The 25,401-nt window shown below is 62.4% G+C and carries 30 protein-coding genes and 1 other RNA gene; 17 read left to right on the top strand and 14 right to left on the bottom strand.

Going from position 1 to position 25,401, the window contains the following annotated elements; translation table 11 throughout:
- Positions 1–68 precede the first annotated feature (68 nt).
- The 4 genes from FF124_RS04200 to FF124_RS04185 all read left to right on the top strand — a co-directional run bounded on the left by FF124_RS04200 (position 69) and on the right by FF124_RS04185 (position 3,665).
- Positions 69–527: a hypothetical protein gene (locus tag FF124_RS04200; RefSeq protein ID WP_138747230.1), complete on the top strand. Its 459-nt coding sequence runs from the start codon at positions 69–71 to the stop codon at positions 525–527.
- A 32-nt stretch (positions 528–559) separates the two neighbouring features.
- Positions 560–1,237 (top strand): ABC transporter ATP-binding protein, encoded by a 678-nt coding sequence (locus tag FF124_RS04195; RefSeq protein ID WP_138747229.1) that lies wholly within the window; start codon positions 560–562, stop codon positions 1,235–1,237.
- 3 nt (positions 1,238–1,240) lie between these two features.
- Positions 1,241–2,602, top strand: coding sequence for an ABC transporter permease (locus FF124_RS04190; protein WP_138747228.1), 1,362 nt, complete (start codon positions 1,241–1,243; stop codon positions 2,600–2,602).
- A 118-nt stretch (positions 2,603–2,720) separates the two neighbouring features.
- Positions 2,721–3,665 (top strand): AEC family transporter, encoded by a 945-nt coding sequence (locus tag FF124_RS04185; protein ID WP_138747227.1) that lies wholly within the window; start codon positions 2,721–2,723, stop codon positions 3,663–3,665.
- 66 nt (positions 3,666–3,731) lie between these two features.
- Here the strand turns inward: FF124_RS04185 and FF124_RS04180 are convergent, their stop codons facing one another.
- The gene (locus FF124_RS04180; protein ID WP_138747226.1) at positions 3,732–4,502 is read right to left on the bottom strand and encodes a c-type cytochrome; all 771 of its coding nucleotides are present in this window, start codon (positions 4,500–4,502) and stop codon (positions 3,732–3,734) included.
- Between the two features lie 157 nt (positions 4,503–4,659).
- Here FF124_RS04180 and FF124_RS04175 point away from each other — a divergent pair, with 157 nt between their 5' ends.
- From FF124_RS04175 to FF124_RS04165, 3 genes are all read left to right on the top strand, one after another.
- Positions 4,660–5,415 (top strand): 3-deoxy-manno-octulosonate cytidylyltransferase, encoded by a 756-nt coding sequence (locus FF124_RS04175; protein ID WP_138747406.1) that lies wholly within the window; start codon positions 4,660–4,662, stop codon positions 5,413–5,415.
- Positions 5,412–6,287: a prephenate dehydratase gene (locus tag FF124_RS04170; RefSeq protein WP_138747225.1), complete on the top strand. Its 876-nt coding sequence runs from the start codon at positions 5,412–5,414 to the stop codon at positions 6,285–6,287. The genes FF124_RS04175 and FF124_RS04170 overlap by 4 nt, the downstream gene beginning before the upstream one ends.
- 149 nt (positions 6,288–6,436) lie before the next feature.
- Positions 6,437–7,435, top strand: coding sequence for a lactate/malate family dehydrogenase (locus FF124_RS04165; protein ID WP_138747224.1), 999 nt, complete (start codon positions 6,437–6,439; stop codon positions 7,433–7,435).
- A gap of 54 nt (positions 7,436–7,489) precedes the next feature.
- On the opposite strand, the gene FF124_RS04160 is transcribed toward FF124_RS04165, so the two are convergent.
- The 4 genes from FF124_RS04160 to FF124_RS04145 form a co-directional block, all read right to left on the bottom strand.
- Positions 7,490–7,858: a VOC family protein gene (locus FF124_RS04160; RefSeq protein WP_138747223.1), complete on the bottom strand. Its 369-nt coding sequence runs from the start codon at positions 7,856–7,858 to the stop codon at positions 7,490–7,492.
- Positions 7,859–7,925: 67 nt separating this feature from the next.
- Entirely contained in the window at positions 7,926–8,612 is a 687-nt protein-coding gene (locus FF124_RS04155) for a helix-turn-helix transcriptional regulator (protein WP_138747222.1), read from the bottom strand.
- Between the two features lie 3 nt (positions 8,613–8,615).
- Positions 8,616–9,569 (bottom strand): NAD(+) diphosphatase, encoded by a 954-nt coding sequence (gene nudC / locus FF124_RS04150; protein WP_138747221.1) that lies wholly within the window; start codon positions 9,567–9,569, stop codon positions 8,616–8,618.
- A complete protein-coding gene (locus FF124_RS04145; RefSeq protein WP_138747220.1) occupies positions 9,566–9,979 on the bottom strand; it encodes an HIT family protein in 414 nt (137 codons plus the stop codon). Before FF124_RS04145 ends, nudC begins: the two co-directional genes overlap by 4 nt.
- Positions 9,980–10,161: 182 nt before the next feature.
- Between FF124_RS04145 and ffs the strand changes: the two genes are divergently transcribed.
- From ffs to recR, 6 genes are all read left to right on the top strand, one after another.
- Positions 10,162–10,258: signal recognition particle sRNA small type (gene ffs, locus FF124_RS04140), an RNA gene on the top strand.
- Positions 10,259–10,287: 29 nt separating this feature from the next.
- Complete coding sequence (locus FF124_RS04135; protein WP_138747219.1) at positions 10,288–10,758, top strand: YbaK/EbsC family protein; 471 nt, start codon at positions 10,288–10,290, stop codon at positions 10,756–10,758.
- Between the two features lie 154 nt (positions 10,759–10,912).
- Positions 10,913–12,835 carry a DNA polymerase III subunit gamma/tau gene (locus FF124_RS04130; RefSeq protein WP_138747218.1) on the top strand — a complete coding sequence of 641 codons (1,923 nt, stop codon included), beginning with the start codon at positions 10,913–10,915 and terminating at the stop codon, positions 12,833–12,835.
- A gap of 42 nt (positions 12,836–12,877) precedes the next feature.
- Positions 12,878–13,201: a YbaB/EbfC family nucleoid-associated protein gene (locus tag FF124_RS04125; RefSeq protein WP_138747217.1), complete on the top strand. Its 324-nt coding sequence runs from the start codon at positions 12,878–12,880 to the stop codon at positions 13,199–13,201.
- A 10-nt stretch (positions 13,202–13,211) separates the two neighbouring features.
- A complete protein-coding gene (locus FF124_RS04120; protein WP_138747216.1) occupies positions 13,212–13,823 on the top strand; it encodes a LysE family translocator in 612 nt (203 codons plus the stop codon).
- 576 nt (positions 13,824–14,399) lie between these two features.
- On the top strand, positions 14,400–15,005 hold the full coding sequence (gene recR, locus FF124_RS04115) for a recombination mediator RecR (protein WP_024707575.1): 606 nt from the start codon (positions 14,400–14,402) through the stop codon (positions 15,003–15,005).
- Positions 15,006–15,008: 3 nt separating this feature from the next.
- On the opposite strand, the gene FF124_RS04110 is transcribed toward recR, so the two are convergent.
- On the bottom strand, positions 15,009–15,722 hold the full coding sequence (locus FF124_RS04110) for an HAD family hydrolase (protein ID WP_246072167.1): 714 nt from the start codon (positions 15,720–15,722) through the stop codon (positions 15,009–15,011).
- Between the two features lie 21 nt (positions 15,723–15,743).
- Between FF124_RS04110 and FF124_RS04105 the strand changes: the two genes are divergently transcribed.
- Genes FF124_RS04105 through arsB form a run of 3 tightly spaced genes read left to right on the top strand, consistent with a single transcriptional unit; the run spans position 15,744 to position 17,707 of the window.
- Positions 15,744–16,097, top strand: a complete 354-nt coding sequence (locus FF124_RS04105; RefSeq protein ID WP_138747215.1) for an ArsR/SmtB family transcription factor — start codon at positions 15,744–15,746, stop codon at positions 16,095–16,097.
- A 4-nt stretch (positions 16,098–16,101) separates the two neighbouring features.
- Entirely contained in the window at positions 16,102–16,629 is a 528-nt protein-coding gene (locus FF124_RS04100) for an arsenate reductase ArsC (RefSeq protein ID WP_138747214.1), read from the top strand.
- 1 nt (position 16,630) lies between these two features.
- Positions 16,631–17,707: an ACR3 family arsenite efflux transporter gene (gene arsB, locus FF124_RS04095; RefSeq protein ID WP_138747213.1), complete on the top strand. Its 1,077-nt coding sequence runs from the start codon at positions 16,631–16,633 to the stop codon at positions 17,705–17,707.
- Here arsB and FF124_RS04090 read toward each other — a convergent pair.
- From FF124_RS04090 to FF124_RS04065, 7 genes are all read right to left on the bottom strand, one after another.
- Positions 17,674–18,225, bottom strand: coding sequence for a disulfide bond formation protein B (locus FF124_RS04090; RefSeq protein WP_138747212.1), 552 nt, complete (start codon positions 18,223–18,225; stop codon positions 17,674–17,676). The two genes, arsB and FF124_RS04090, sit on opposite strands and share 34 nt — an antisense overlap.
- Before the next feature lie 8 nt (positions 18,226–18,233).
- Complete coding sequence (locus tag FF124_RS20505) at positions 18,234–18,389, bottom strand: DUF5993 family protein (RefSeq protein ID WP_187326802.1); 156 nt, start codon at positions 18,387–18,389, stop codon at positions 18,234–18,236.
- Between the two features lie 80 nt (positions 18,390–18,469).
- Positions 18,470–19,891, bottom strand: coding sequence for an alanine/glycine:cation symporter family protein (locus FF124_RS04085; RefSeq protein WP_138747211.1), 1,422 nt, complete (start codon positions 19,889–19,891; stop codon positions 18,470–18,472).
- Positions 19,892–20,155: 264 nt separating this feature from the next.
- Positions 20,156–21,178 (bottom strand): LLM class flavin-dependent oxidoreductase, encoded by a 1,023-nt coding sequence (locus FF124_RS04080; RefSeq protein WP_138747210.1) that lies wholly within the window; start codon positions 21,176–21,178, stop codon positions 20,156–20,158.
- A gap of 205 nt (positions 21,179–21,383) precedes the next feature.
- Positions 21,384–21,596, bottom strand: coding sequence for a hypothetical protein (locus FF124_RS04075; protein ID WP_138747209.1), 213 nt, complete (start codon positions 21,594–21,596; stop codon positions 21,384–21,386).
- Positions 21,597–21,662: 66 nt separating this feature from the next.
- Positions 21,663–21,887: a 30S ribosomal protein S21 gene (gene rpsU / locus FF124_RS04070; protein WP_024707585.1), complete on the bottom strand. Its 225-nt coding sequence runs from the start codon at positions 21,885–21,887 to the stop codon at positions 21,663–21,665.
- Between the two features lie 245 nt (positions 21,888–22,132).
- Positions 22,133–22,342, bottom strand: coding sequence for a cold-shock protein (locus tag FF124_RS04065; protein WP_138747208.1), 210 nt, complete (start codon positions 22,340–22,342; stop codon positions 22,133–22,135).
- A gap of 400 nt (positions 22,343–22,742) precedes the next feature.
- On the opposite strand from FF124_RS04065, the gene FF124_RS04060 reads away from it, so the two are divergent.
- Complete coding sequence (locus tag FF124_RS04060) at positions 22,743–24,557, top strand: AsmA family protein (RefSeq protein WP_138747207.1); 1,815 nt, start codon at positions 22,743–22,745, stop codon at positions 24,555–24,557.
- A gap of 70 nt (positions 24,558–24,627) precedes the next feature.
- Here the strand turns inward: FF124_RS04060 and FF124_RS04055 are convergent, their stop codons facing one another.
- Complete coding sequence (locus FF124_RS04055; RefSeq protein WP_138747206.1) at positions 24,628–25,269, bottom strand: hypothetical protein; 642 nt, start codon at positions 25,267–25,269, stop codon at positions 24,628–24,630.
- Between the last annotated feature and the right edge of the window lie 132 nt (positions 25,270–25,401).

Raw genomic sequence — 25,401 nt, 5'->3', positions numbered from 1 at the left:
TCTGCACTGCCTCAATGCGGGACCGGGCGGGCTTCGCCCGGTCCTTTTCTCTCAGGAGAACGGATCCGATGATCACTCTACCCCTTTCCCGTCGCAGACTGCTTGTCGCCGCAAGCGCGCTCGGCCTCGGCCTTGCCTTCCGCCCCGCTCTTGCTGCCGCCCCCGATCTGAGTTTCGACGAACTCTACGGCTCCTTCAGCCCGCTCGGCCTCGAATTCTCCGACAAGGTGAAGGACCTCACCGGCGAAAAGGTCTCCATACGAGGCTTCATGGCGCCCCCGCTCAAGGCCGAGGCGCAATTCTTCGTCCTCTCCGAAATTCCGATGGCGCTCTGCCCCTTCTGCTCGTCGGATGCCGACTGGCCGGAAAACATCGTCGTCGTCTATCTCGACAGGAAGCAGACCTTCGTCCAGCCGAACCAGATGATCGAGGTGACAGGCACGCTTGATCGCGGCTCCTGGGTGGATCCCGAAACCGGTTTCGTCAGCCAGCTGCGTCTCAGGGACGCGCGCTACAAGACCGTCTGACCCGCCGCCGCAAAATCCGAAAGTCGCCGCCCATGCTGCCCCTTCGTCTTGAAGATGTCGCCGTCACATTTCCCGGTCTCTCCGCGCCGGTGCTCAGTATTCCCGTCCTCGAAATCGCCCCCGGCGAGCGCGTGGCGGTCACCGGCCCCTCGGGCTCGGGCAAGAGCACTTTCGTCAACATCATCACCGGGCTGGAAAAGCTGAAGACCGGCCATGCAAGCTGGGGCGAAACCGATCTCGCAGCTCTTCCGGAAGGCAGGCGCGACCGCTGGCGCGGCGAGAATATCGGCCTCGTGATGCAGGACTTTCATCTCTTTCCCGGCCTCTCCGCCTTTGACAACGTGCTTCTGCCCGCCCGCCTCGCCCACGCCGCCGACCGGTCGCGTCTTGAGCGGGCGAAGGCGCTGCTTGAGACCGTCGGCATCGCCCGTCACGATCAGAAGATCGAGACCATGTCGCGCGGCGAGATGCAGCGCGTCGCCGTTGCCCGCGCATTGCTGCGCGAACCCGCCATCCTCGTCGCCGACGAGCCGACCGCGAGCCTCGACAGCGAGGCTGGCGCGGTTGTCGGCGAACTGCTTCTGGAGCTTGCGACGAGCCTCGGCAGCACGCTGATCGTCGTCTCCCATGACGAGCGGCTTGTGGCGCCGATGGATCGCAGGATCTCGCTCCTCGCCGGCGCGATCGCCTCTGACGAACGCAAGGACTGAGCCATGTTCCGCTTCATCTTCTCCGATCTGAAACGCCTGTGGGCCGGATCTTTCGTCATCGTGCTCTTGATCGCCCTTGCCACCGCGCTCGGCGTCACCATCACGCTGCAGGAGCGCGCACTCCGGCTCGGCTCCGCCCGGGCTTCGGAGAAATTCGACCTTGTGATCGGCGCCCCCGGCAGCGAGACGCAGTTGGTGCTCTCCTCCGTCTTCCTGCAGCCTTCCGACCTTCCGCTGATGGACGGCGACCTTCTGCCCGAACTCAACGCCGATCCGCGCGTTGCCTGGGCGGCGCCGATCGGTTTCGGTGATTCCTATGCCGGATACCCGATCGTCGGCACCACCACGGCCCTCATCGAGGCAACCGTGCCGGGCTTTGCCGAGGGCGGGATATTTCTCCACGAGGGCGACGCGGTGATCGGCTCGGCCGTTGACCTGACCGTGGGTTCTGAAATCAAGCCGATGCACGGGACGGCGGAAACCGGCGGCCACACCCATACCGAGCTTGCCTATCACGTTACCGGCAAGGCCGAACCCACCGGGACGCCATGGGATCGGGCGATCCTCGTTCCGATCCAGGCGGTCTGGCATATCCACGGCCTTGGTCAGGACCATGATCATGAGGCGGAGGAGACCCACGGCGACGACCATCAGAACGAGGCGGCCGCTGACGCGCCGGCTGATCATCACGACGACGACGCGGATGCGCATGAAGACATCCATCACCATGACGGCGACGACCACGCAGCCGACGAACACGACGAGCATGATCACGAAAGCGCCGAAGCCGCCGCGCCGATCGACGAGCACTGGCACCGGGGCGAAACGCCCGGACTGCCCGCCATTCTGGTGAAGCCGAAATCGATTGCCGACGCCTACCGGCTGCGCCAGGAATACCGCGAGGCCGATGGCACCGTCGCGGTCTTCCCGGCCGAGGTGCTGACGCGCCTTTACGCCACGCTTGGCGATGCACGGCAGGTGCTGACGGCGATCGCCATCGGCGCGCAGGTGCTGGTCGCCGCCGCCCTGATGCTGGTGACCGTCATCCACGTCTCCCAGCGGCGCCGCGAGATCGGGGCGCTGAGGGCCTTCGGCGCGCCGCGCGGCGCGGTCTTTGCCATCGTCTGGGTCGAACTGTTCTCGCTCGTCGGTCTCGGCATTGCCATCGGCTATGGCGCCGGCTTCATCGCCGCGAGGATGATCTCGCAATCGATCATGGCAGAGCGTGGCGTCAACATGCCGGTCGGCTTTGTCGGCTCCGATATCGCGAGCGCCCTTGTACTGCTGGTTGTCGCCGCTCTTCTTGCCGCGCTCCCGGCCTTGCTCGCCTATCGCCAGCCTCCGGCTTCAGCGCTAAAGGGCTGAGGGGCGGCGGAGAACCGGCGGCGGCCTCAGGCTTGACACCCCCGGCATTGCGGAACATTTTCGCCAGAGCGGCGCTCCTGCTTCCTCCCGCACGGCCGCTTCCTCGCGAAAGCCTGCCATGTATGAAATCTTCAATAATGTCGTCCCGATCTTTTCCCTGATCCTGATCGGCTGGGCGGCGGTTCGTCTGCGCTATATGAGCGCCGACAATGCCGGCGTGCTGACCGGCTTCGTCTTCAAGATCGGCCTGCCGCTTCTGCTCCTGCGCACCATTGCCAGCGCCGATTTTCACAATACCGGACCGGTGAAGATCTGGATCGCCTATTTCGGCGGCGTCGCCGTCGCCTGGACGGCCGCCGCCCTGATCGCCCGCATCGTCTTTCATCGCGATCATGCATCCGCTGTGATCATCGGTCTTTCGGGCACCTTCTCCAACATCGCGCTTCTGGGGATACCGCTCGTCAGCCATGTCGCGGGCGACGCGGCGCTTGTGGCGCTGTCTCTGGTGCTCGCCATCCACATGCCGGTGATGATGGTGACCGCGACCGTGCTGGTGGAACGGGCGAAAGCCCATGAGGGCGGGGCGATCAGCAATCCGGCGAAGGTCTTCGCCACGATCGGCTACAACCTGATCACCAGCCCGATCGTCATCGGCCTTGCGGCAGGCGCGCTGATGCATCTCTTTGCCATCCCGGTCGCTGGCCCGGTCGGAACCGTGATCAACATGCTGGCCGGCATGGCCGCTCCCGTCGCGCTGGTTGCGATCGGCATGACGCTGACGCAATACAAGGTCGCCGGCAATGTCGGCCTGTTTTCGACGATCACCTTCATCAAGCTGGTGCTGATGCCGGGCACCGTGTTTCTCATTGCCACGGCGCTGGGCCTGGCGCATTCGACGATCGCCGGCATCGTCCTGACCGCCGCCGCCCCCTCCGGCGTCAATGCCTTCGTGCTCGCCAACCAGTTCGGAACCGGCAAGAACATCGCCGCCTCAACGATCACGCTGACGACGGCGCTCGGCGTTCTGACGGTCAGTTTCTGGGTTCTGCTGCTCGGCTATTGAGCGGAAATCAAGCAAAGAAAAGGCGGGACCGAAGCCCCGCCTGCTGTTGCCGTTCGCGTGTTCGCGCTATTCGCTCTTGGCCGGCTGTTCGCTCCCCGCCGATCCGGGCGGCGTCGCCTCGGCTCCCGCAGCGGGCTCGGCCGTCGTGTTCTCCGCATTCGCAGGGCCGGCATCGGCATTGCCGGAAGCGTCATCCGTTGCCGCGGGCGCTGCCTCGCCGCCTTCGGCAGGCGCAGCCGCTTCGCCTGAGCCCTCGCCTGTTGCCGAACCGGCATCCGCCGTTTCATCCGACGGCGGCTCCGGGAACGGTACGGGGTCGTTCGACATCGTGCTGAGATAGGCGATCAGGTCGGCGCGGTCCTGGTCGTCGGACAGGCCCGCAAAGCCCATCGCCGTCCCGGGCACATCCTTCTTCGGCGCCTTGATGAAGACATCAAGATTCTCGTAGGTCCAGAGCTTCTCGCCGCCGTTGGAGAAGTCCTTCATCGCGGCGGAATAGGAGAAGCCCTCATGGGTGGCGATCGGACGGTTCACGATATCCCAGAGATTGGGGCCAACCTTGTTGGGACCACCCTCGGTGTCGGTGTGACAGGCCTGACAGCGTTTGAAAACGCGCTCTCCCGCATCCGGGCTGGCGCTTGCCAGGAGCACGGAGATCGGCGTCTCCTCGACCTTGGCCGGAGCGCCGCTCGCATCGGTCTCGGGCACTGCAATAACATAGCCCTCTTTTTCCGGCGGTCGCGGATCGAAAATCGCCTCGGACACGAAAGATACCGTCATCAGGACGAAGATCGTCCCCAACAGGGCCGCCAGGACCATATTGAGATTGAATTTCATTGCGTTGCAGCTCCCCTTCACCCGGCCTCTCTACCGGATCACCTTGCAATCTTGAAGAACCTATGTCTTTTGGTGCCGCGATGCAACGCTGCATCGGCACATGAACCCGCTCCTCCAATCTGTGAGTGGCAAATAAACGAAGAGCTTGCAAGTGGCGATGAACAAAACCGACGAAACGATCGTCCTTATCCCGGCTCGCATGGCTTCAACCCGCCTGCCCGGCAAACCGCTGGCCGAGATCGACGGCAAGCCGATGATCATCCATGTTGCCGACCGCGCCCGCGAATCGGGCATGGGCCGCGTTGTCATCGCCGTCGATGACGATGCCGTGTACGCGGCCGTGGAAAAGGCCGGTTACGAGGTCGTCATGACCGGGCGCCAGCACCAGTCGGGTTCCGACCGGATTTTCGAAGCTTTGAAAAAGGTCGATCCGGAGAAGTCGGCAAAGACCGTGATCAACGTCCAGGGCGACCTGCCGACGCTGGACCCGGCAACCATTCAGGCCTCGCTCCGGCCGCTCGAAAACCCCGATGTCGATATCGCGACGCTCGCGGTGGAAATCACCGATGACTACGAGAAAACCGCCCCGCAGGTGGTCAAGGTCGTCGGCGCGCCGATCGGGGCCTACCGGCTGCGGGCGCTGTATTTCACCCGCGCCACCGCCCCCTGGGGCGAGGGACCGCTTTATCACCATATCGGGCTCTATACCTATCGCCGCTCCGCGCTCGAGCGTTTCGTTTCGCTACCGCGCTCGTTCCTGGAGGAGCGGGAGAAGCTCGAACAGCTCCGCGCGCTCGAACACGGCATGCGCATCGATGTCGAGATCGTGAAGACCGTGCCGCTCGGGGTCGACACGCCGGAAGACCTCGAGAAGGCGCGCAGGATCCTCGAAGGCAAGGGAGGCGCATCATGATCATGAAGACCAACCGCATCTCGTTCCAGGGCGAGTTCGGCGCCAATTCCGACATGGCCTGCCGGGACATGTATCCCGATATGGAGCCACTGCCCTGCAAGACCTTCGAGGATGCCTTCCTCGCGGTGGAAAACGGTGATGCCGATCTGGCGATGATCCCGATCGAGAACACGCTTGCCGGCCGGGTCGCCGACATCCATTACCAGTTGCCCGACTCACGGCTTTCGATCGTCGGCGAATATTTCATGCCTATCCGGTTTCAGCTCATGGCGCTTGCGGGCGTCTCGCTTGACGAGATCCAGACCGTCCACAGCCATATCCACGCGCTCGGCCAGTGCCGCAAGATCATCCGCCGCAACAAGTGGAACCCGGTGATTGCCGGCGACACGGCGGGTGCGGCAATGCTGGTGAAGGAAAAGGGCGACCGCACGATGGCGGCGCTTGCGCCGCGCCTTGCCGCCACGCTCTACGGCCTCGACATCCTGGCCGAGAATGTCGAGGATTCCGACAGCAACATCACCCGCTTCGTCATTCTCTCCGACAAGGAAAAGCGCGCCGAACGCGACGGAGCCGACAAGACCATCGTCACCACCTTCGTCTTCAATGTGCGCAACATTCCGGCAGCGCTCTACAAGGCCATGGGCGGCTTCGCCACCAACGGCGTCAATATGACCAAGCTCGAGAGCTACCAGATCGGCGGCAAGTTCGTCGCCACGCAGTTCTATGCCGACATCGAGGGGCATCCCGACGATCCGCCGGTGGCCCGGGCGCTGGAGGAGCTGGAATTCTTCTCCGAGAAGGTCCGCATTCTGGGCGTCTATGAAGGCCACCCCATGCGCCGGCATCTGCAGGCCATGCTGGAAGAAGAATAAAGGTGCGGACTTTCCGCCGGTCTTTTTCCGGAAAGTGAAGCCTTATCTTTCAAAACGCATTGATGGCATTTCTCCCGAGGCCTAAACGCCTCGGGAGGCGCTCCGGCATGTCGCTCCGCATGCCTGCCTCAACAGATTGAGAGACCATCATGAACAAGAACAAGCTAGTGGTTGTCGGCGTCGGCCATGTCGGCTCCTATGTGCTGGCGGACGCGATGAAGACGGGCCTCTTCGCCGAGATCGGCCTGATCGACATCCGCGAGAACGTCGCGTTCGGCGAAGCGCTTGACCAGGCGCAGGCGACCGCGCTGACCTACATGAACAATGTCGACGTGACGTCCGGCGGTTATGAGCAATGCGCGGACGCCGATGTGATCGTCATTGCCGCCGGGCCGAGCGTCATGCCCGACCCAGACGACCCGACGGGTGAACCGGACCGCACGCTGCTGACAAAGACAAATTGCGCGGTGATCCGCGAGGTCATGGCCGGAATTGTCCGCCACACGACCGAAGCCATCATCATTCTCATCACCAATCCCCTCGACACCATGGTCTACATCGCCGAAAACGAGTTCGGCTATCCGGAGGGCCGCGTGTTCGGCACCGGCACCATGCTCGATTCCGCCCGACTTCGGAAGCTGATCGCCGATACCTATGACGTCGATCCGAAATCGGTTTCCGGCTACATGATGGGCGAGCACGGCAGCACCGCCTTTCCGGCCCTGAGCCATCTGACCGTCGGCGGCATTCCCTTTTGCGACATCGACCGCTATCTCGCCGCGAAAGAGGACATCCGCAACCCCGACACCGTGAAGGCCCGGATCGTCTCTTCCGCCTATGAAGTGCTGAACGGCAAGGGCTGGACGAACGCAGGCGTGGCGCAGGCGGCGATCACCATGGCCAAGGCCGTGCTGCTTGACGAGCGCAGCATCTATCCGGCCTCGACGACGCTTCGCGGCGAATACGGATTTGAGGGGGATGTGGCGCTTTCCATGCCCTGCATCATCGGTCGCGAGGGCATTATTGCCAAGCTGCCGGTCGACCTGAACGCATGGGAAAAGCAGAAGCTCGCCGATTCCGCCGCCTTTATCAAGGCGGCTATGCGGGATGCCGGATCCGGTCCGGAAACGCCTCATAAGGCGGCATAGAAAAGCCGCCGCCAGTTCAGCGCTGTCGGCGGCTTCCGTATCTGGCGGACGAGCTTACGCGTCGGGCTCGCACACGCGGATGCGGTGGCCGTCGGGATCGGCGATCACAAAAGTGGGGCCGAAAGCGGCCGTTTCCAGTTCCTGCAGGATCGTATGACCCTCGGCTTTCGCGCGCTCGAAAAAGGCCGCCACGCCGCCCGGCTCCGATGTCATGATCCCGACTTCCATCGCCCCCGGGCCGCCCGCCGCCTCGGGCTTGGCCGTGGATTTGCGCCACAGCCCGAGCATCAGGCCATTCGGCATATGAAATGCGGTGAAACCCGGCGAAAGCGCATTCGCCTTCTGACCGAGAAGGCGTTCGTAGAAGGCGCCGCTCTTTGCAGTATCCTCGACATAAAGCACGACAAGATTGATGGCCGACATGTTGGTCTCCGTTTTGTGTTTCAACGAGGGAGACCCTAAGCGGCGGCGCTGACAGTTTCCGTCAGTATCATGCGCCCGGCAATTGCCTGCGCCATTCGTCGAGAAGCACGGCCCTTCGCCGCGGATAGCGCCGTCCGGTTTCGTTCAGAGCCGCGATCCGGTCGGTGCGGAAATGGCGGAAGTCACGCCGCATCTCGCACCAGGCAACAACGATGCGCACCCGTTCGAAATAGGCGAGGCCGATCGGCCACACGGCGCGCGTCGTCACTTGGTCGCGTTCGTCGCGATAGTCGATTTCAAGCACTTTCTCGGCGCGGATCGCGCTTCTGAGCGCGGCGATATCGGCGGTCTCCTCGGCCACGGCGCGCGGGCCGACAATCAGCGCCGTCTCGTCAATCGTCTCGGAAAGCGACTGCGGAAGAACGGCTGCGATCTTTGCGAGCGCCTGGCTGGCGGCAGAGGACAGTTTAGGATCGCTGACCTTTTCCACCCATCGACTGCCAAGCACCAGCGCTTCGATCTCCTCTTGCGAAAACATCATCGGCGGCAGCAGAAAGCCGGGCCGCAGCACATAGCCGACGCCCGCCTCGCCCTCGATTGCCGCCCCTTGCGCCCTGAGGCTGGCGATGTCGCGGTAAAGCGTCCTCAGGCTGACGCCGAGATCGCGCGCCAGTTCATCGCCTGAAACCGGGTAGCGTCTGGATCTGAGCGCCTGCAAAAGCGCCAGCAGCCGCTCGGAGCGCGAGCCTGCCACGGCTTAAGGCCAGTCGAGGAAGTCACGCATCAGCCGGAAGGCGATCGCGCCTTCGGGCGGTGCGTTGATGCCGCCCTCGTGTCGCCCCTCGACGATCGCTTCAAGTTCCCCGCGGGAGAACCAGCGGCAGTCCTCGAGCTCCTCGTCATCCCGGCTGACATCGAATGTTTCAGCCTTGGCGTAGCAGGCGAGCATCAGCGAATAGGGCATGGGCCAGGGCTGGGAGGCGTGATAGCGCACGGCGCCGATGCGGATCGCCGACTCCTCGAGCGTTTCCCGCCGGACGGCATCCTCCACCGTCTCGCCCGGCTCGAGAAAGCCTGCGAGGCACGAATAGCGGCCTTGCGGGAAATTCGGATTGCGCCCGAGAAGCACCCGGTCGCGCTCCTCGTCGACGATCAGCATGATCACCACCGGGTCGGTGCGCGGGAACATCATGTGGCCGCAGGCCGTGCACTGGCGGCGAAACCCGCCGGCAGCCCCTTCCGCCTTCGCGCCGCAGCGCCCGCAGAAACGGTGGTTGCGGGCCCAGACATTGAGGCTCGTGGCAAGCGCGAAAGCGCCTTGCGTCTCCTCGTCGAAAAGCCCCTCGGAATAGACCGCCCGGGCGCTCGTGGCTTTCAGATGCGCCGGCAGGGCTTCCGGATCCAGCCCGACTTCGATCGACAGCAGCGGCACGCCATGGGCGTCATGGCCGAGAAGCACGGCGCTTTCCCGGTCCGGCGAGAGGTCGAGGATCTCGTAGCGGGCGAAATAGGGATCGAGCACCTGGCGCTCGTGCTTGACGATCGGCCTGCCGCCGGCAAAGGCGATGAAGCGAGCGCCCGGCGTGCGGGCCGCGGTGATGAGGCTGTCATCGGCCCGATGCTCGGAATCGCGGATGATCCGGCAACCTGCAAAGGCCGTCAGCGCGCTCGGGTCGTCATGCGGACCCGCCTTTTCGAAAATCGACCTCATGACCGGGCCATCGCCTCCGTGATCTTATGTGCCAATGCCGCCATCTCATCCTCGTTGAAAGGTTCCGCCGTGCCATGGCCCCAGACCGGGCCGGGCCAGTTGGCATCGCCCTCGAAACGGGCGATAACATGGACATGGAGCTGGCGCACCATATTGCCGATGGCGGCGATGTTGATCTTCTCGGCGCCGGTCGCCTCCTTCAGGGCCCTGGCGACCTCGTTGATCTCGAAGGTCAGCATGGTCTGGTCGAGCGGCGCCAGATCGAAGACTTCGCTGACGCCAGGGCGCTGCGGCACCAGCAACAGCCAGGGCCAGCGCTTGTCGCGCATCAGCCGGAGTTCCGAGAGCCCCAGAGTGGCAATCAGCGCGCTGTCCCGCTGCAAACGTTCATCAAGTGTGAATCCCTGCATGTCGTCCCTGTTCATTCCCGCCCCGGAGCCGGTCCGGTTCTCGTTTTCGTCCTATCCAGACATGTCTATCAAACCGACGCAAGGCAACAACCGCAAAACAGCACGCGACAGGCAAGGCTTCGGCAAAGTTTTTTCCGCGCGCTGCTTGCATTCAAACGGCAAATTGACGATATGTGCGGCCGGGAGGCTGGTGGTGGACGTGCCACTCGCCAACCGGGTCAGGTCCGGAAGGAAGCAGCCCCAACGAGTTGTGTACGGGTCATCGTGCCGGTCTCCCACCCTCCCCTTTACCAAGCGGAGACGTTTCCATGAGTATCGACAGCGTTCGTGCGCACCTTGGTGCCGCCGCCCCCGATCTCGCCATCATCGAGACGGAGGAAAGCAGCGCCACGGTAGAAGAGGCCGCCGCCGCTCATGGCGTCGCGCCCGCGCAGATCGCCAAGACGCTCTCCTTTTCGATCAAGGACGAACGCTTCCTGCTGGTTGCCCGCGGCGATGCCCGCATCGACAACAAGAAGGCCAAGGCGGCTTTCGGCGGCAAGGTGCGCATGCTGTCGCTCGAAGACGTCGAGGCGATTACAGGCCATCCCGTCGGCGGCGTCTGCCCCTTCGGCCTGGCCGAACCGATCGCCGTTTATTGCGATATCAGCCTCAAGGCCTTCGATGTGGTCTATCCCGCCGCCGGCGCGCGAAACGCCGCCGTGCGCATTGCGCCCGAACGCATCGCCGAGATTACCGGCGCCGAGTGGGTCGATGTGTGTCAGGAGCCCGCCCCTTGAGGCGAACCTGCCACCGGCACCCAAAATTCCTGTGCATTTTCCTGCCGTCTCTGCCAAACTGCCGCGGCTTTCGTGACACCCGCGCCGGGTCTCGACTATGCTTGCCGCCTGCCGGCCGTTGAAGCCGGCCGGACAACAACCAATATGAGTGGCAATGGCCGACGACGCATCCGACATTGAACCGAACAAAACCGCTTCCGACGGCGGCGGCTACCGCGTTCTGGCGCGCAAATACCGCCCGAAGGACTTCTCCGACCTGATGGTCGGCCAGGAGCCGATGGTACGCACGCTGACCAACGCGTTCGAGACCGGCCGGATCGCGCAGGCCTACATGCTGACCGGCGTGCGCGGCGTGGGCAAGACCACGACGGCGCGCATTCTGGCGCGCGGCCTTAACTACAAGACCGATACGGTCGACAAGCCGACGATCGACCTGAAAGAACTCGGCGAGCACTGCCAGGCGATCATGGACGGCCGCCATGTCGACGTGATCGAGATGGACGCCGCCTCCCATACCGGCATCGACGATATCCGCGAAATCATCGACCAGGTGCGCTACCGTCCCTCGACGGCGCGCTACAAGGTCTACATCATCGACGAAGTGCACATGCTCTCCACCCAGGCCTTCAACGGTCTGTTGAAGACGCTGGAAGAGCCGCCGGAACATGTGAAATTCATCTTCGCCACCACCGAAATCCGGAAGGTTCCGATCACGGTATTGTCGCGCTGCCAGCGCTTCGACCTGCGCCGCATTCCCGCCGCTGACCTGGTGCGGCTTTTTTCCACGATTTCCGCCAAGGAAGGCGTGACGATCGAGGACGAGGCGCTGTCGATGATCGCGCGCGCGGCCGAGGGGTCGGCGCGCGACGGGCTTTCGCTGCTTGACCAGGCGATCTCGCACGGCAACGGCATTGTCGAGGCGTCGGCCGTGCGGGCCATGCTCGGTCTTGCCGACCGCGCGCGCATCGTCGACCTGTTCGGCCATGTCGTCAGCGGCGACGTGAAGGCGGCGCTTGAGGAATTTCTGTCGCAATATGAGGCTGGCGCCAATCCCGTGGTCGTGCTCAATGACCTGGCCGATTTCACCCATCTGGTGACGCGGCTCAAATATGTGCCCGAAGGCGCCGATGACGTTTCGCTGAGCGAGATCGAACGCACAAGAGGCCGTGAATTTGCCGAAAGCGTTGCCGTCTCCGCCCTGTCGCGCATCTGGCAGATGCTGCTGAAGGGCATTCCCGAGACGGAGAACGCTGCCCGCCCCTATGGCGCGGCTGAGATGGTGCTGATCCGCCTGACGCACGCCGCCCACCTGCCCTCGCCCGAGGATGCCGCGCGCAGGCTTCTGGCGCTTGAAAGCGGCGAGGCGCAAAGCCCGCCGTCGCGTCCGTCCGCGCCGTCGCCCCAGGGCGAAGGAAAGGGAGGAGGAACGAGCGCCCGCGCGGTCTCTGCCTCCGCGACGAGCGAACAGCCTTCACGGCCGTCCGCGACGGTCACCATGCTGCGACCGCAGACCTCCGAAACGCCTCAGCCGGAGCCCCAACAGGCCGCACCGGTCGAGGAAGAACCGCAGCCGGCGCCCGAACCGGCAGCGGCAAGCGCGCCGGAACCGCAAAAGACCTCGGTGATCAAGTCGCTCACGGACATTACCGACCTTTGCTCGAAACACCGCGCGCCGCTGATCCGCGCGCAGATCCGCAATTTCGTCCGCCTCGTGCGGCTCGAGCCCGGACGGCTCGAGGTCAGCCTGGAAGACGGCGCTTCGCAGACCTTCCTCAACGAGCTCGGCGCGAAGCTGCGCGAATGGACCGGGGAGAGCTGGTTCGTCAGCCTCAGCCGCGAGAAGGGCGAGGCAACGCTGGTCGAGGCGGAAACGGCGGCGAGGGACAAGCTTTTCCGCGATGCCCGCGAGGATCCGGAAGTGGCCTCGATCCTGAAATTCTTTCCCGGCGCCAGGATCACCGATGTGCGCGTGCGGGCGGAAGAAACGGAGACCGCGGAAGGCGGCGCTGACGGCCTGCCCGATGCCGCCGTCAACGAGGATGGCGACGTCCTTCCCGAGGACGATCTCGACGACTGACACCAAACCTTTTGAATTTGAACAGCAAATGAGGAGAATTCCATGCGCGACCTGATGGGCATGATGGGCAAGATGAAGGAAATGCAGGCCAAGATGGAGCAACTGCAGGAGGACATTGCCGCAGTTGAAGTTGACGGCGTTTCCGGCGGCGGCATGGTCAATGTGAAGATGACCGGCAAGGGCGAGATGATCTCCATCAAGATCGACCCGACGCTGCTCTCCGAAGACGACGCCGAAATGCTCGAGGACCTGATCGTCGCCGCCCATCGCGACGCAAAGGAGCGCGCCGAGCAGAAGGCCGAGGAAATGACCAAGGAACTGACCGCCGGCCTGCCGATCCCGCCCGGCATGAAGCTCCCCTTCTAGGGTCTCGGCCATGACCATCGGCGCGCTCGCCCTTTTCGCCATCACGCTTTTCGTTGCCGCAGGCTCCCCGGGGCCGAGCGTGGCAGCCCTTGTCGCCCGCGTGCTGTCGCGCGGACACCGCGACGTTCTGCCCTTCATGGCGGCGATGTGGCTGGGCGAGGCGCTGTGGCTGACGCTTGCCGTCTTCGGACTGGTCGCCGTGGCGTCTGCCTTCCACGAAGTGTTTATCGCGATCAAATGGGCGGGCGTTGCCTATCTCGTCTGGCTGGCATGGAAGATGTGGTTTTCCGATCCGGCCGGCGATGGCGGGGAGCTGCCAAACGCCGGTTCCGGCTGGAAGATGTTCCTCGCCGGCATGAGCGTCACGCTCGGCAATCCGAAGATCATGATGTTCTATGTCGCGCTGTTGCCGACCATCATCGATCTCGGCAGCGTTACGCTTTTGGGCTGGGTCGAACTGACGGCCACGCTGCTGATCGTGCTCGCCATTGTCGACCTCTCCTGGGTTTTCATGGCCGCCAAGGCGCGGCGTTTCCTCAAGAGCCCGCGCGCCATGAAGATCGCCAACCGCATCTCCGCCGGCATGATCGGCGGCGCGGCGGCGGCGATTGCGACGCGATGATGCGAAGATAGACGAGCGATGGAGGGCTGTTTTGCTGGACGAAACCGGCGATACTCTCTAGTTTAAGTCTATGGATGATTATGAACTTTGGCCCGGTAGAGAGCTTTTTCGGCGCATTTCTGACTTGTTTAAACGCGGATTTGTAACGATGCGTATTTGCCTGATTGCTTGCACACTTCAGGGCTGTATTCTAGTTTATATCATTGCTTTACCGACGTTGGAGAACTGGAATGTTATCGGTACCAACTCCATGGCACCGTCCTTCCAAACAGTCAGTATCCTGTTCATTGTATTGCTACCGCTCGGACCGATAAGTTTCTTGCATACGCAGTTATTGGTTATGGCCTTTTCACACAATCTGTACTGGAACATGCCATACCTCAAACAGCGGCTACTTGCGGGCGCCCCTGAGCTTTTGTTCGTCTGGCGAGACGTAAAAGCCGACATCACGGCCAAAATCCGATCCGGACGGATATAGCAGGTAATTTTCTCGCTGCGATCTCGTTCAGCATCTCCTAGCCTCTACAGCCTCAACTTCCATCTTCCAATTTCAGCTATCCCCCTCTAGGAAGAGTCATGGCAAAACGAGTCACCGGTCCCGAAATCGAAAAACTGATCCAGCTTCTGGCGAAAGTGCCGGGGCTTGGGCCGCGTTCTGCGCGGCGCGCGGCGTTGCATCTGATCAAGAAACGCGACCAGTTGATGGGCCCGCTTTCGGGCGCGATGCAGGATGCCTATGACAAGGTGAAGATCTGCTCGACCTGCGGCAATGTCGATACCGCCGATCCCTGCACGATCTGCACCGATCCGACCCGTGACCAGAGCCTGGTCATCGTCGTGGAAGACGTCGGCGATCTCTGGGCGCTGGAACGCGCGGCGGCGCTGAATGCCGCCTATCACGTGCTCGGCGGCACGCTGTCGCCGCTCGACGGCATCGGGCCGGACGACCTGACGATTGCAGCCCTTGTCGACCGGGTGAAGACCGGCGAGGTCAAGGAACTGATCATCGCCGTCAACGCCACCGTCGAAGGTCAGGCAACCGCCCACTACATCACCGACCAACTCGAAGGCATGGACATCAAGGTGACGCGGCTTGCCCACGGCGTGCCGGTCGGCGGCGAGCTCGACTATCTCGATGAGGGCACGCTGGTGGCGGCGCTCAGGTCGCGCACCAGTCTTTAGGTCTCAGCCTTCAAGCTTTTCCATCAGGGCCTTCAGGCTCTCCTCTCCCGTCCACGCAAAGGCGGCCCAGCCGACCTGTCGCGCGGCCTCGACATTCTTCATCTGGTCATCGACAAGCACGTGGTCTGCGGGTGCAAAGCCACTCAACCGCGCCGCCTTCTCGAAAAATGCCGAATCGGGCTTTTTCACCCCAAGGGCGGCCGAATAGACGATGCCGTCCACATGATCGCCGAGACCAAGCGTTTTCATCAGATATTGCGCGCGCAGATGCTCCTGGTTGGTGGCGAGATAGATCGTCATCCCGCGCGCCCGCAGGGTGTCGCAGGCAGCCAGCACATCGGCATCGATGTCGGAATCGCGCGTAAACCAGTAGTTGATGAAGTCCTGCGCCGTGACCGGCGAGCGAAGCACCGGCAGGCAGTCATTGAGGACCTCGACAAGCTGCTTGCGCCCGGCGACCACATCCGGCCAGTGCGGGCGAAAGAAATGATGCTCCAGCAGCAAAGGGTCGATCCCGAGATCGCGCTCGATTTCAACGGCCCATGACTGGCGATCACCGGGCCGTCCGTTCACGACCACGCCGTCCACATCCAGCATCAGGCAGCGTTTCATCCCGTCCTCCTTGGTATCCTCGCCCGTTTGGTAACCCGTCACGCTGATGATGGAAAGGGCGCTCGGGTTTCCGGCCACCATCGGAAAGATGGTTGACTTCGACAATATATCCATTATTCTGGATATATGGATAATACAGAAACAATCGCGGTTCTCGCCGCCCTCGCCCAGCCGACCCGGCTTCAGGCCTTCCGCCTGCTCGTTGAAGCAGAGCCGGAGGGCATTGCCGCGGGCGAGCTCGCGCGCCGGCTGGACATACCGCAAAACACCATGTCGGCCCACCTCAACACGCTGACCCAGGCGGGCATTGTCACCGGGCTGAGACAGGGACGGTCCATCATCTACCGCGCCAACCTCGAACGGCTGCGCGCGGCCATGCTTTTTCTGCTGCGCGATTGCTGCGGCGGCAACCCGGATCTCTGCACGCCGCTGATCGAGGATCTGGCGCCCTGCTGCGAAACACACCCCACGGAGGCATGAAGCCATGACCGAGAAGACCCTGAACGTGCTTTTTCTCTGCACCGGCAATTCCGCGCGATCCATTCTGGCCGAATCGATCCTCAACGGCGAAGGCAATGGCCGGTTCCGCGCCTTTTCCGCCGGAAGCCATCCGAAGGACGCGCCGAACCCGCTGGCTCTGGAAACCCTGAAGACAATGGGCTACCGCTCCGAGGGCTTCCGCTCGAAGAGCTGGGATGAGTTCACCCGGCCCGGCGCGCCGGAAATCGATTTCATCATCACCGTCTGCGACAGCGCGGCCGGCGAGGCATGCCCGATCATGCGCGGCCCCGGCCGGCGCGCCCATTGGGGCGTCGAGGATCCGAGCCATGTGGAGGGCACGCGCGAGGAGAAGCTGCGGGCTTTTGCCCAGACCGCGACCTATCTCAAGAGCCGGATCATGGCCTTCATCAACCTTCACAAGGATGGAGACGACACTGAGGTCTCCGACAGCAAGCTGAAGGAAATCGGCGCCATGGAAGGCGCCACCGAGAAAGCCCGGAAGGCCGACTGACATGTCCACATTCGAACGTTACCTGACCCTCTGGGTCGCGCTCTGCATCGTCGTCGGCATTGCGCTCGGCCATTTCTTCCCCTCCGTCTTCGTCGCCATCGGCGCGCTCGAGATCGCCCGCGTCAACCTGCCCGTCGCAGTGCTGATCTGGCTGATGATCATCCCGATGCTGCTGAAGATCGACTTCTCGGCGCTTGCGGAGGTCGGCCGCCACTGGCGCGGCATCTCGGTCACGCTCTTCGTCAACTGGGCGGTGAAGCCGTTTTCCATGGCCCTGCTCGGCTGGCTGTTCATCGGCTGGCTGTTCCGCCCGCTGCTGCCGGCAGACCAGATCGACAGCTATATCGCCGGGTTGATCATTCTGGCCGCAGCCCCCTGCACCGCCATGGTGTTCGTCTGGTCGAACCTGACGAAGGGCGAGCCGCATTTTACCCTGTCGCAGGTGGCGCTGAATGACGCAATCATGATTGTCGCCTTCGCACCGATCGTCGCGCTGCTGCTCGGGCTTTCCGCCATCACCGTGCCGTGGTCGACGCTGGTGCTGTCTGTGGCACTCTACATCGTCATTCCGGTGATCATCTCGCAGATCATCCGCAAAAATCTGATCCGGAACGGCTCGACGGCAAGGCTCGATACATTGCTGACAAAGATCCAGCCCGCCTCGCTGGCGGCGCTCCTGGCAACGCTCGTCCTGCTGTTCTCCTTCCAGGGCGAGCAGATCCTGGCGCAACCGATGATCATCGCGCTTCTGGCGGTTCCGATCCTGATCCAGGTCTATTTCAATTCCGGCCTTGCCTATCTCCTCAACCGGGCGTCCGGCGAGGAGCATTGCGTGGCGGGTCCCTCGGCCCTCATCGGCGCGTCGAACTTCTTCGAACTTGCCGTCGCCGCCGCCATATCGCTCTTCGGCTTCAACTCGGGGGCGGCGCTGGCAACGGTCGTCGGTGTCCTGATCGAAGTGCCGGTCATGCTCTCCGTCGTCGCCATCGTCAACCGGACGAAGAGCTGGTACGAGGCAGGACCGGCCGTTTCCCGCAATGCCGCTCAGCGACCGAGGAGCGAATCCAGCGCCTCGTAGCTTGTCGGATTATCCGGGCAGAGCCCGACGCCGCATTCGGCAAGCGTGGAAACGCCATTGCCGAGCGTCATTACGGCGAACAGGGCGACGGCCAGAAGCCCGAGCCCGCCGCGCCGCACCCGCTCGGAAGCCCGCGACGGCCCGAGTACCAGCATGACGCCCGTGCCGAGGACGACAACGCCAAACAGCACGAAGGCCCAGCTATAGAAATGCATGCCGAGGAAGGGCGCGCCATAGCCGCCCGTTCCCGGCACGACATGCAGCGCCACCTGCCGCAGCGCGGCCTCTCCGCCGGCAACCGCGCCCAGAAGCATCAGGCCATAGTGACGGGCATCAACACCGAGCAGCACGTTGAGCGCCAGCCCCGTGCCGACAATGACGAAGCCGGCGCGCTGCAGCAGGCAGAGCGGGCAAGGCAGGTCGCCGTTTGCGAACTGATCATAAAAGGCGAACAGAAGAACGAAGGAAATGGCGAGAAGCGCCAGCACATTCAGAAGATGGGCAATACGGACAGGCATGGATCACCTCAAAGGTCGATGTCGAGCACGTCTGTCGCGTGCAGTCTGAACAGAACGAAGAGCACCAGAACGGCGATCACCGTCAAAAGCGCGGCAATGCCGCGGTGCCCGCGCAAGGCGCTGAAGAGCGCGCCGGCGCAAATGAAAAAGGGCAGTGTCATCATGAGAAGTTTCCTCCGCCTCATTGAAAACAAACGCGGCGAGCTTACGCCGCCGCGTTCTGAAGTTCGGGCTTTACCCGTTATTACTTCGCGTCCGGCCAGGCCGTCTCGTCGGTGTCAAGGTCCGGGAACTTCTTCGGATCGAAGATTGGTCGCTTGATTCCGGCTGAAAGCTGCGAACGGAAATCGTTGATCAACCTAAGCGCGATCGGGAACAGCATCATCATCGCCAGGAGGTTGACCACCGCAAGTATGCCCATCATCGGGTCGGAGAAGTTGAAGACCGCCGTGGCGCCGGGCGCCACCGCGCCGACAAACACGATCGCGATGATCGCGATCCTGAGGATATGCAGCGCGCTGGGCTTTTCCGTCATGAAGGCGAGCGCGTTCTCGCCGAGATAGTAGTTGTAGATGATCGACGAGAAGGAGAACAGGAAGATGGCCGCAGTCAGGTAATACTGCGCCCAGCTGCCGACATGGTCGACCATGCTCTGCTGGGTCAGGATAACGCCGTCGACATCGGCCTGGCCCGGCTGGTAGACGTCGCCGAGCAGGATGACAAAGGCCGTGCACGAGCAGATGATCATCGTGTCAATGAACACCGAAAAGCTTTGTGTGATGCCCTGGCTGACCGGATGGCGCACATAGGCCGTGGCGGCAACGTTCGGCGCGGAGCCGAGACCGGCTTCGTTGGAAAACAGTCCGCGGCGAAGGCCGTTGGCAACCGCTGCCCCGACGCCGCCGGCAACCGCCTCGCGGAACCCGAGCGCATTGGCGACGATATCCCAGATGACGGCCGGAAGCGCGGTGATGTTCATCAGGATGATCACCACGGCCATGGCGATATAGCCGAAAGCCATGATCGGAACGATGACATCGGACGCCTTGGCGATGCGATGGATACCGCCGTAGACGATGAAGCCGGTGGCCGCCGCCAGCAGGATCCCCGTCGCATATCGCGGAACGCCAAGACTGTCCGCGGCGGCGCCGGCCACCGTATTGCCCTGGAAAGCGTTGAAACCGATGGCAAAAGAGGCGATCAGGCAGACGGCATAGATGACAGCAAGCCACCGATAGTTTTCGCCGAGCCCGTGGATGATGGCGCGCGCGGGACCGCCGCGATAGTCTCCTTCGGCGGTCGTGCGCTTGAAGGCCTGCGCGAGCGTGGCCTCGATCAGGCCGGAACACATGCCGACAAGCGCGATCGCCCACATCCAGAACACCGCGCCAGGTCCTCCGGCCGTGATCGCAACCGCCACGCCGGCGATATTGCCGCCGCCGACACGTCCGCCGACGGAAACGAAAAGCGCCTCGCGGGCGCTGATTTTCGATGGATCGCCATCCTCATCGCCCCACAGCACGCCAAACATGCGCTTGAAGAAGCGGAACTGCACGAAGCCGCTGGCGATGGTGAAAAACACGCCGAGCACGACGAGGAAGGGCACAAGCGCCCAACCCCAGGTCAAGTCATTGATGTAATTGAAGAGCGAATCAAAGAACTGCAAATCAAGTCCCCTTGTTTTCCGACATTCGCGAAGCGACGCCCATGCAGACCCCCGCACGGTCCGTTATTCCTCGAGTCCCCACCCGGAAACAGGCAAAAATTCATTTTTTCGCCTTATTTAGCTGAAGCGTAGTTTCGAACCGCCATTTCAGCAAGCATTGAAATGTCAGGATTCGCTATTTCTCCTAGCATGCATGACAAAGGCGCACCGCGCTTTCATGCGCGATGCGCCGGCATCATCTTCTGCTGGGCTTTGTCGGGTTGCTCAGCGCCAGCCAAGACCCGGAGCAACATATTTCAGGATCGCCTCGATGACATGGGCGTTATAGGCAACGCCCAACTGGTTCGGCACGGTCAGAAGCAGCGTGTCGGCCTCGGCAATCGCCTCGTCGCCCTTCAACTGCTCGATCAGCCGGTCAGGCTCGGCGGCATAGGAGCGGCCGAAGACGGCCCGGGTCTTCTCGTCGAGATAGCCGATCGTGTCCTGCTCGTTGCCGCCCCGGCCGAAATAGGCGCGGTCCATATCGCTGACGAGTGCGAAGATCGAACGGCTGACGGAAACCCGCGGCTCGAAGTCGTGGCCGGCTTCTTTCCAGGCAGCCCGGAAGGCGCGAATCTGGTCGGCCTGCTGCTTGTGCAGCGGTTCGCCCGTCTCGTCGAATTTCAGCGTCGAGCTCTGCAGGTTCATGCCGAGCCGTGCAGCCCATTCCGCCGTCGCGTTGGTGGCGGAGCCCCACCAGATGCGCTTGCTGAGGCCTTGCGAATGCGGCTCGATGCGCAGAAGGCCGGGAGGATTGGGAAACATCGGGCGCGGGTTGGGTTGAGCAAATCCCTTGCCCTTGAGCCGGTCGAGGAAAACCTCCGTATGGCGGCGCGCCATTGCCGCATCATCCTCGCCCTCTTGCGGAATATGTCCGAAATGCCGCCAGCCGTCGATCACCTGTTCGGGCGAGCCGCGCGAGATGCCGAGCTGCAGGCGTCCGCCTGCGATCAGGTCGGCGGCGCCTGCATCCTCAACCATATAGGCCGGGTTTTCATAGCGCATGTCGATCACGCCCGTGCCGATCTCGATCCGGCTGGTCTTGGCGCCGATCGCGGCGAGCAACGGAAAGGGCGAGGCGAGCTGGCGGGCGAAGTGATGGACGCGGAAATAGGCGCCGTCCGCACCCAGTTCCTCGGCTGCCACGGCAAGGTCGATCGATTGGAGAAGCGCATCTTCCGCCGAACGCGTGCCCGACTGCGGCGATGGGGTCCAGTGACCGAAGGACAGAAATCCGATTTTCTTCATGATACGCGAACCTTTCATGGGCGGGCGAACCCGACAATTGAGAGCGCACCCGTTACGGTGCCTGTTGATGCTCTATGTGCATCCGGCAACGTTCGCGTTCAATTCGTCAGGCGATGAACACTGTGTCTTCCAGGTGAAAGCGGGCCTTAAACGCAAAACGGCCCGCCGGAAAGCGGGCCATTTGAGAGGGACAGCAGCGACCGCATCAGGCGGTGCGTTTTGTCTTCTTCTTCTTCGGCGCGGGATCGGGCTCGGCCGCTTCGCGCTCAAGTCGCAGGCGCCTGAGGCGCTCGGTCTTGGACTGCAATTGCGTTGCCTCTTCCGCCAAGATCGCTCTCGCTGTCCGATCGGTAATCGAAGCCTTGTCGGAAGCCGACAACCGGCCGGGCTTGAAGAATTCATCTTTGGTTGCGGTCATGCACGGGTCTCCTTCACATGGAGAAATAGCGGGCCGGCAGCCTGGGCGGCTGCCCGTTTCAAGCCCTTACCGCTTTTTGCGCGACGGGATGAGGCCTTCGCGCTGAAGCTGCTTGCGCTTCAACTTGCGCAGGCGGCGTACGGCCTCGCCTGCTTCACGGTTACGCTTTTCCGAAGGCTTCTCGTAAGAACGACGCGCGCGCATCTCGCGAAAGATGCCTTCGCGCTGCATTTTCTTCTTCAGGACGCGAAGCGCCTGATCGACATTGTTATCTCTTACCAGTACCTGCAAGAAAACCTCCTTGTTCCTGTTTCATTTCATTCGCCCGTTCCCGCGCATGCCCGGAACCGGGCGCGCAGGAGCGAGGCGAAAACAAAAAGGCCGGGAAATGACCCGACCTCCTCTGTTGTCACTGCCAGTACATCCGTGGTCAGCGACAGCGATGACAAATTACGTCGGGCTTGAAATGACGAAGAATTTTCGTCTTGCACGATCCGGCTGCCAGTACATCCGTGGTCAACCGGGAAAGCAAATCATCAAGCCGCCTGAAGGTTGTCGGCCGCGCTCTTTCCAGAGCGATTGTCGCGGACAATGTCGTAACGAAGCTTCTGCCCGTCATTCAGCGACTGCAAACCAGCGCGCTCCACGGCAGAAATATGCACAAACACGTCCGTGCTGCCATCGTCAGGCTGGATAAAGCCAAAGCCCTTGGTGGCATTGAACCATTTAACGGTGCCATTATTCATAACGATTTCCTTTCAATCGTCGTGATTTCCGCAATACCTCGCGGAATTAGATCGATTTTGAGAGGAAATCAGACGGAGCCACAAGGCTCTCGGACAACGTCGCAAGCAATGGTCGATGACGGAGATATAAGCGCTTGCCGGGCAGATTGCAATGGCAGGGCCGGAATTAACCCCTTTCACCGTCCAAGACGGCAATGGCAGGACTTTTTTTATAGCCGCGCGTGCCGCCAGAACATCTTTTGATTGTCGCGAACTCCAGATGCACGTTATTCTTTCCGTGTTATTGACATTCATCCGGTTCGGGGTCGGCTCCTTCGCGCCGAAAAACCTTGGTGATTGTATCAACCCCGATTTTCCGCTATCGCCCCACAATGATCTCAGCAAGTAAAGACGCGCCCCAATGAAAAATCCCAGGAAATCCAAGCGTTCGAACAGGCGCATGGGGCGTCCGTTGCGTATCCTCCTGGCGGTCGTGCTCCTATCCGGCGTGGCGGTCTACCATCTGGTCCCCTTCATCATCACGCCGCAAGCCATGGCCGACAGTCTGGAAGAGGAACTCTCCGGCTGGCTCGGCGCGCCGGCAACCATCAGCGGCGATCTTGATATCAGCTACTGGCCGCGCCCGAGAATAACGGCATCGGTCGTTTCCGTTGTCCGGCCTGACCGCGCCGGTCCGCTGATCTACGGCAACAGCGCGCGGCTTGTCGCCAATTTCGGCTTCATCGGCGCTCTTTCGGGCAATCCGTCCTTCTCCGACCTGAAGCTCGACGGCGCGGTGATCATTCTTGAACAGCCGGACGAGACGACAGGGCCGGCGGCAAACGCACTGGGCCGGACGATCGCCGACTTGCGCGACGGGCAGGATGCGTCCGGCAGCAGCCAAGGCCCCGGCGCGCTCTCGGTGACCAACAGCACGCTCGGTTTTACTGACAAAGGCGAGACACGCGTTGTCAAGGGCGTCAACGCCGAGCTTGACTGGCCGACCCTTTCCGGCAGAGCCCGCCTTTCCGGATCGGCGATCCTCGCCGAGCGCGACACGACATTTTCGCTTGAGGCCGGCAAGGCGGCGGCGCTCATCGCCGGCGACGCCTCGTCGGTCAATCTCTCCATCACCAGCCAGACGGCGAATATCCGGTTTGACGGCACGGCCTCCAGCAGCCGCCCCTACCTGCTGGACGGCACATTCTCGCTCTCCACGAGTGCGCTGCAGGAATTGATGGCGAGGATGGGCGTCGAATCGAGCCTGTTGCGCAATGTCGACAACGCTTCCCTGAACGGCAAGGTCTCACGCAGCGGCGGTTCGCTGCGCTTTTCCCCGGTGGACCTGACGATCGGCGCCGCCAAGGGGAACGGCGTTCTCGACATCGTTCCCTCCTCGCCGGACGGACCGGTCGGGATTTCCGCGACCATGGCATTTCAGGAAATATCGCTGCGTGACGCGCAATCCTCGCTCGCGGGCTGGATCGATGCGGTCGCTCCCCCCAAGGACGGGGTAGATGACGATGGCCTGCCGCTGCCTGACCTCGACCTGCGCGTTTCGGCGGGAAACGTCAGGCTGTCGGACGTGACCCTTCGCGATGTCGCCGCCAGCATCATCCGCACAGACACACAGACCAGTTTCGACATCGCGGACAGCCAGCTTGATGACGGCTCACTGTTTGCCCACCTTGCCGTGCGCAATGACGGCGCTGCCACGGTCCGCATGAATGCGGAAAACGTGCGCTCGGCCCCGCTTTTCAAGCAGATGGGTTTCAGCGTACCGCTCGAAAGCGATCATTTCGACCTGGAAATGTCCTATGAGGCCCGGCTGCCGCTGGGCAAGGGCGTCACGGACGGGCTGACCGGCCGGTTCAGGTTTTCCGGGCGCGGCGGAAGCCTCACCTGGCTCGATCTCGGCGACATTCTGCAATCCGCCGCGACAAGCAACAATTTCGCATTCTCGCCGCTGAAGCGCGAACCCTTTGCCTTTGCCTCTGTCTCGGGCGCTGGCAGCATATCCGGGACCACGGTCCACCTCGACAGGATGGTCATGGAAACGGCAGACGGCCGGGTGCGGCTTGAGGGCGATGTCGATATCGGCACCGGACAGATCGAGGCGATGCTGACGCGCTGGAGCAGGAATGCCGACGAGGAGCCGGTCTCCGTCAGGATCAGCGGCAATGCGCTGGCCGCGCTGGCGCGGCGGGTCGAGACGCCCGCTGATCTGCTCGAATAGCAAGACCCGCCCGCCCTGACACAAAAAAGGCGAAGCCAAGCCGCGCCTTCATGTCTGATTGTCCGCCACGTCAGAAACGGAAGCGAAGGCCGACCTGGGCAACCGGGTAGAACTTGTAGTCCTTCGCCGCTTCACGGAAATCATTGATGCTGTCCTGCAGCGGCTGGTAGACCGTTCCCGACCAGCTTTCCTGGACGTTGGGTGTGCCCATGTAATAGGCGCCCAGCGAGAAATCCAGCGAGATCCGTTCATTGAGGTCGGCGTCATAGCCGATGCCGAAATAAGGCTGGAAATCATATTCAGGCGTTACCTTCACCTGGGCCGTTTCCTCGATGCCGAGATAGGGATTGTACATCGAGAACGTGCCCTTGGCGTTGTCGTCCGTATAGCGCGCCCCGACCGAAATACGGAAATCCGACTGGTTGACATAATAGTCGACCGTTGCACCGACCGTCAGCACCTTGAACGTGCCTTCGTATTGAGCGCCTTCATAGGTGCCCGAAGGTTCGTAGCTGAAACCCGCGACCGTGCCGCTGAAGCCGACGCTCTCATTCAGCTTGTAGATGCCCGTGAGGCCGACGCCGAGCGTACCCGCCGACGGCTCGATGGCCAGTTCCTGGGCATTGGCTGAGGCTGCGACGGCGGATAGCACCGCGGTCGAGACGATGATGGAGAGAAGATTTCTGCGCACGCCGTTTCTTGTATGAAGCATTCCAATTCCCTGCTTTGACCCATTCCTTGCCCGGTTTAGAGCGATTTTATTAAGTATTTCTAATTTGTAAGATTTACGGGGTTCAAGCTTTGACAACGCTGACATTCTCGGTAGGCCGCAAAATACCGGTTT

It is taken from the genome of Martelella lutilitoris (assembly GCF_005924265.1).
GTDB classification, from domain to species: domain Bacteria; phylum Pseudomonadota; class Alphaproteobacteria; order Rhizobiales; family Rhizobiaceae; genus Martelella; species Martelella lutilitoris.
Note: the sequence above shows the minus strand (reverse complement) of the source record. Positions and strands in the feature narration are given on the sequence as shown.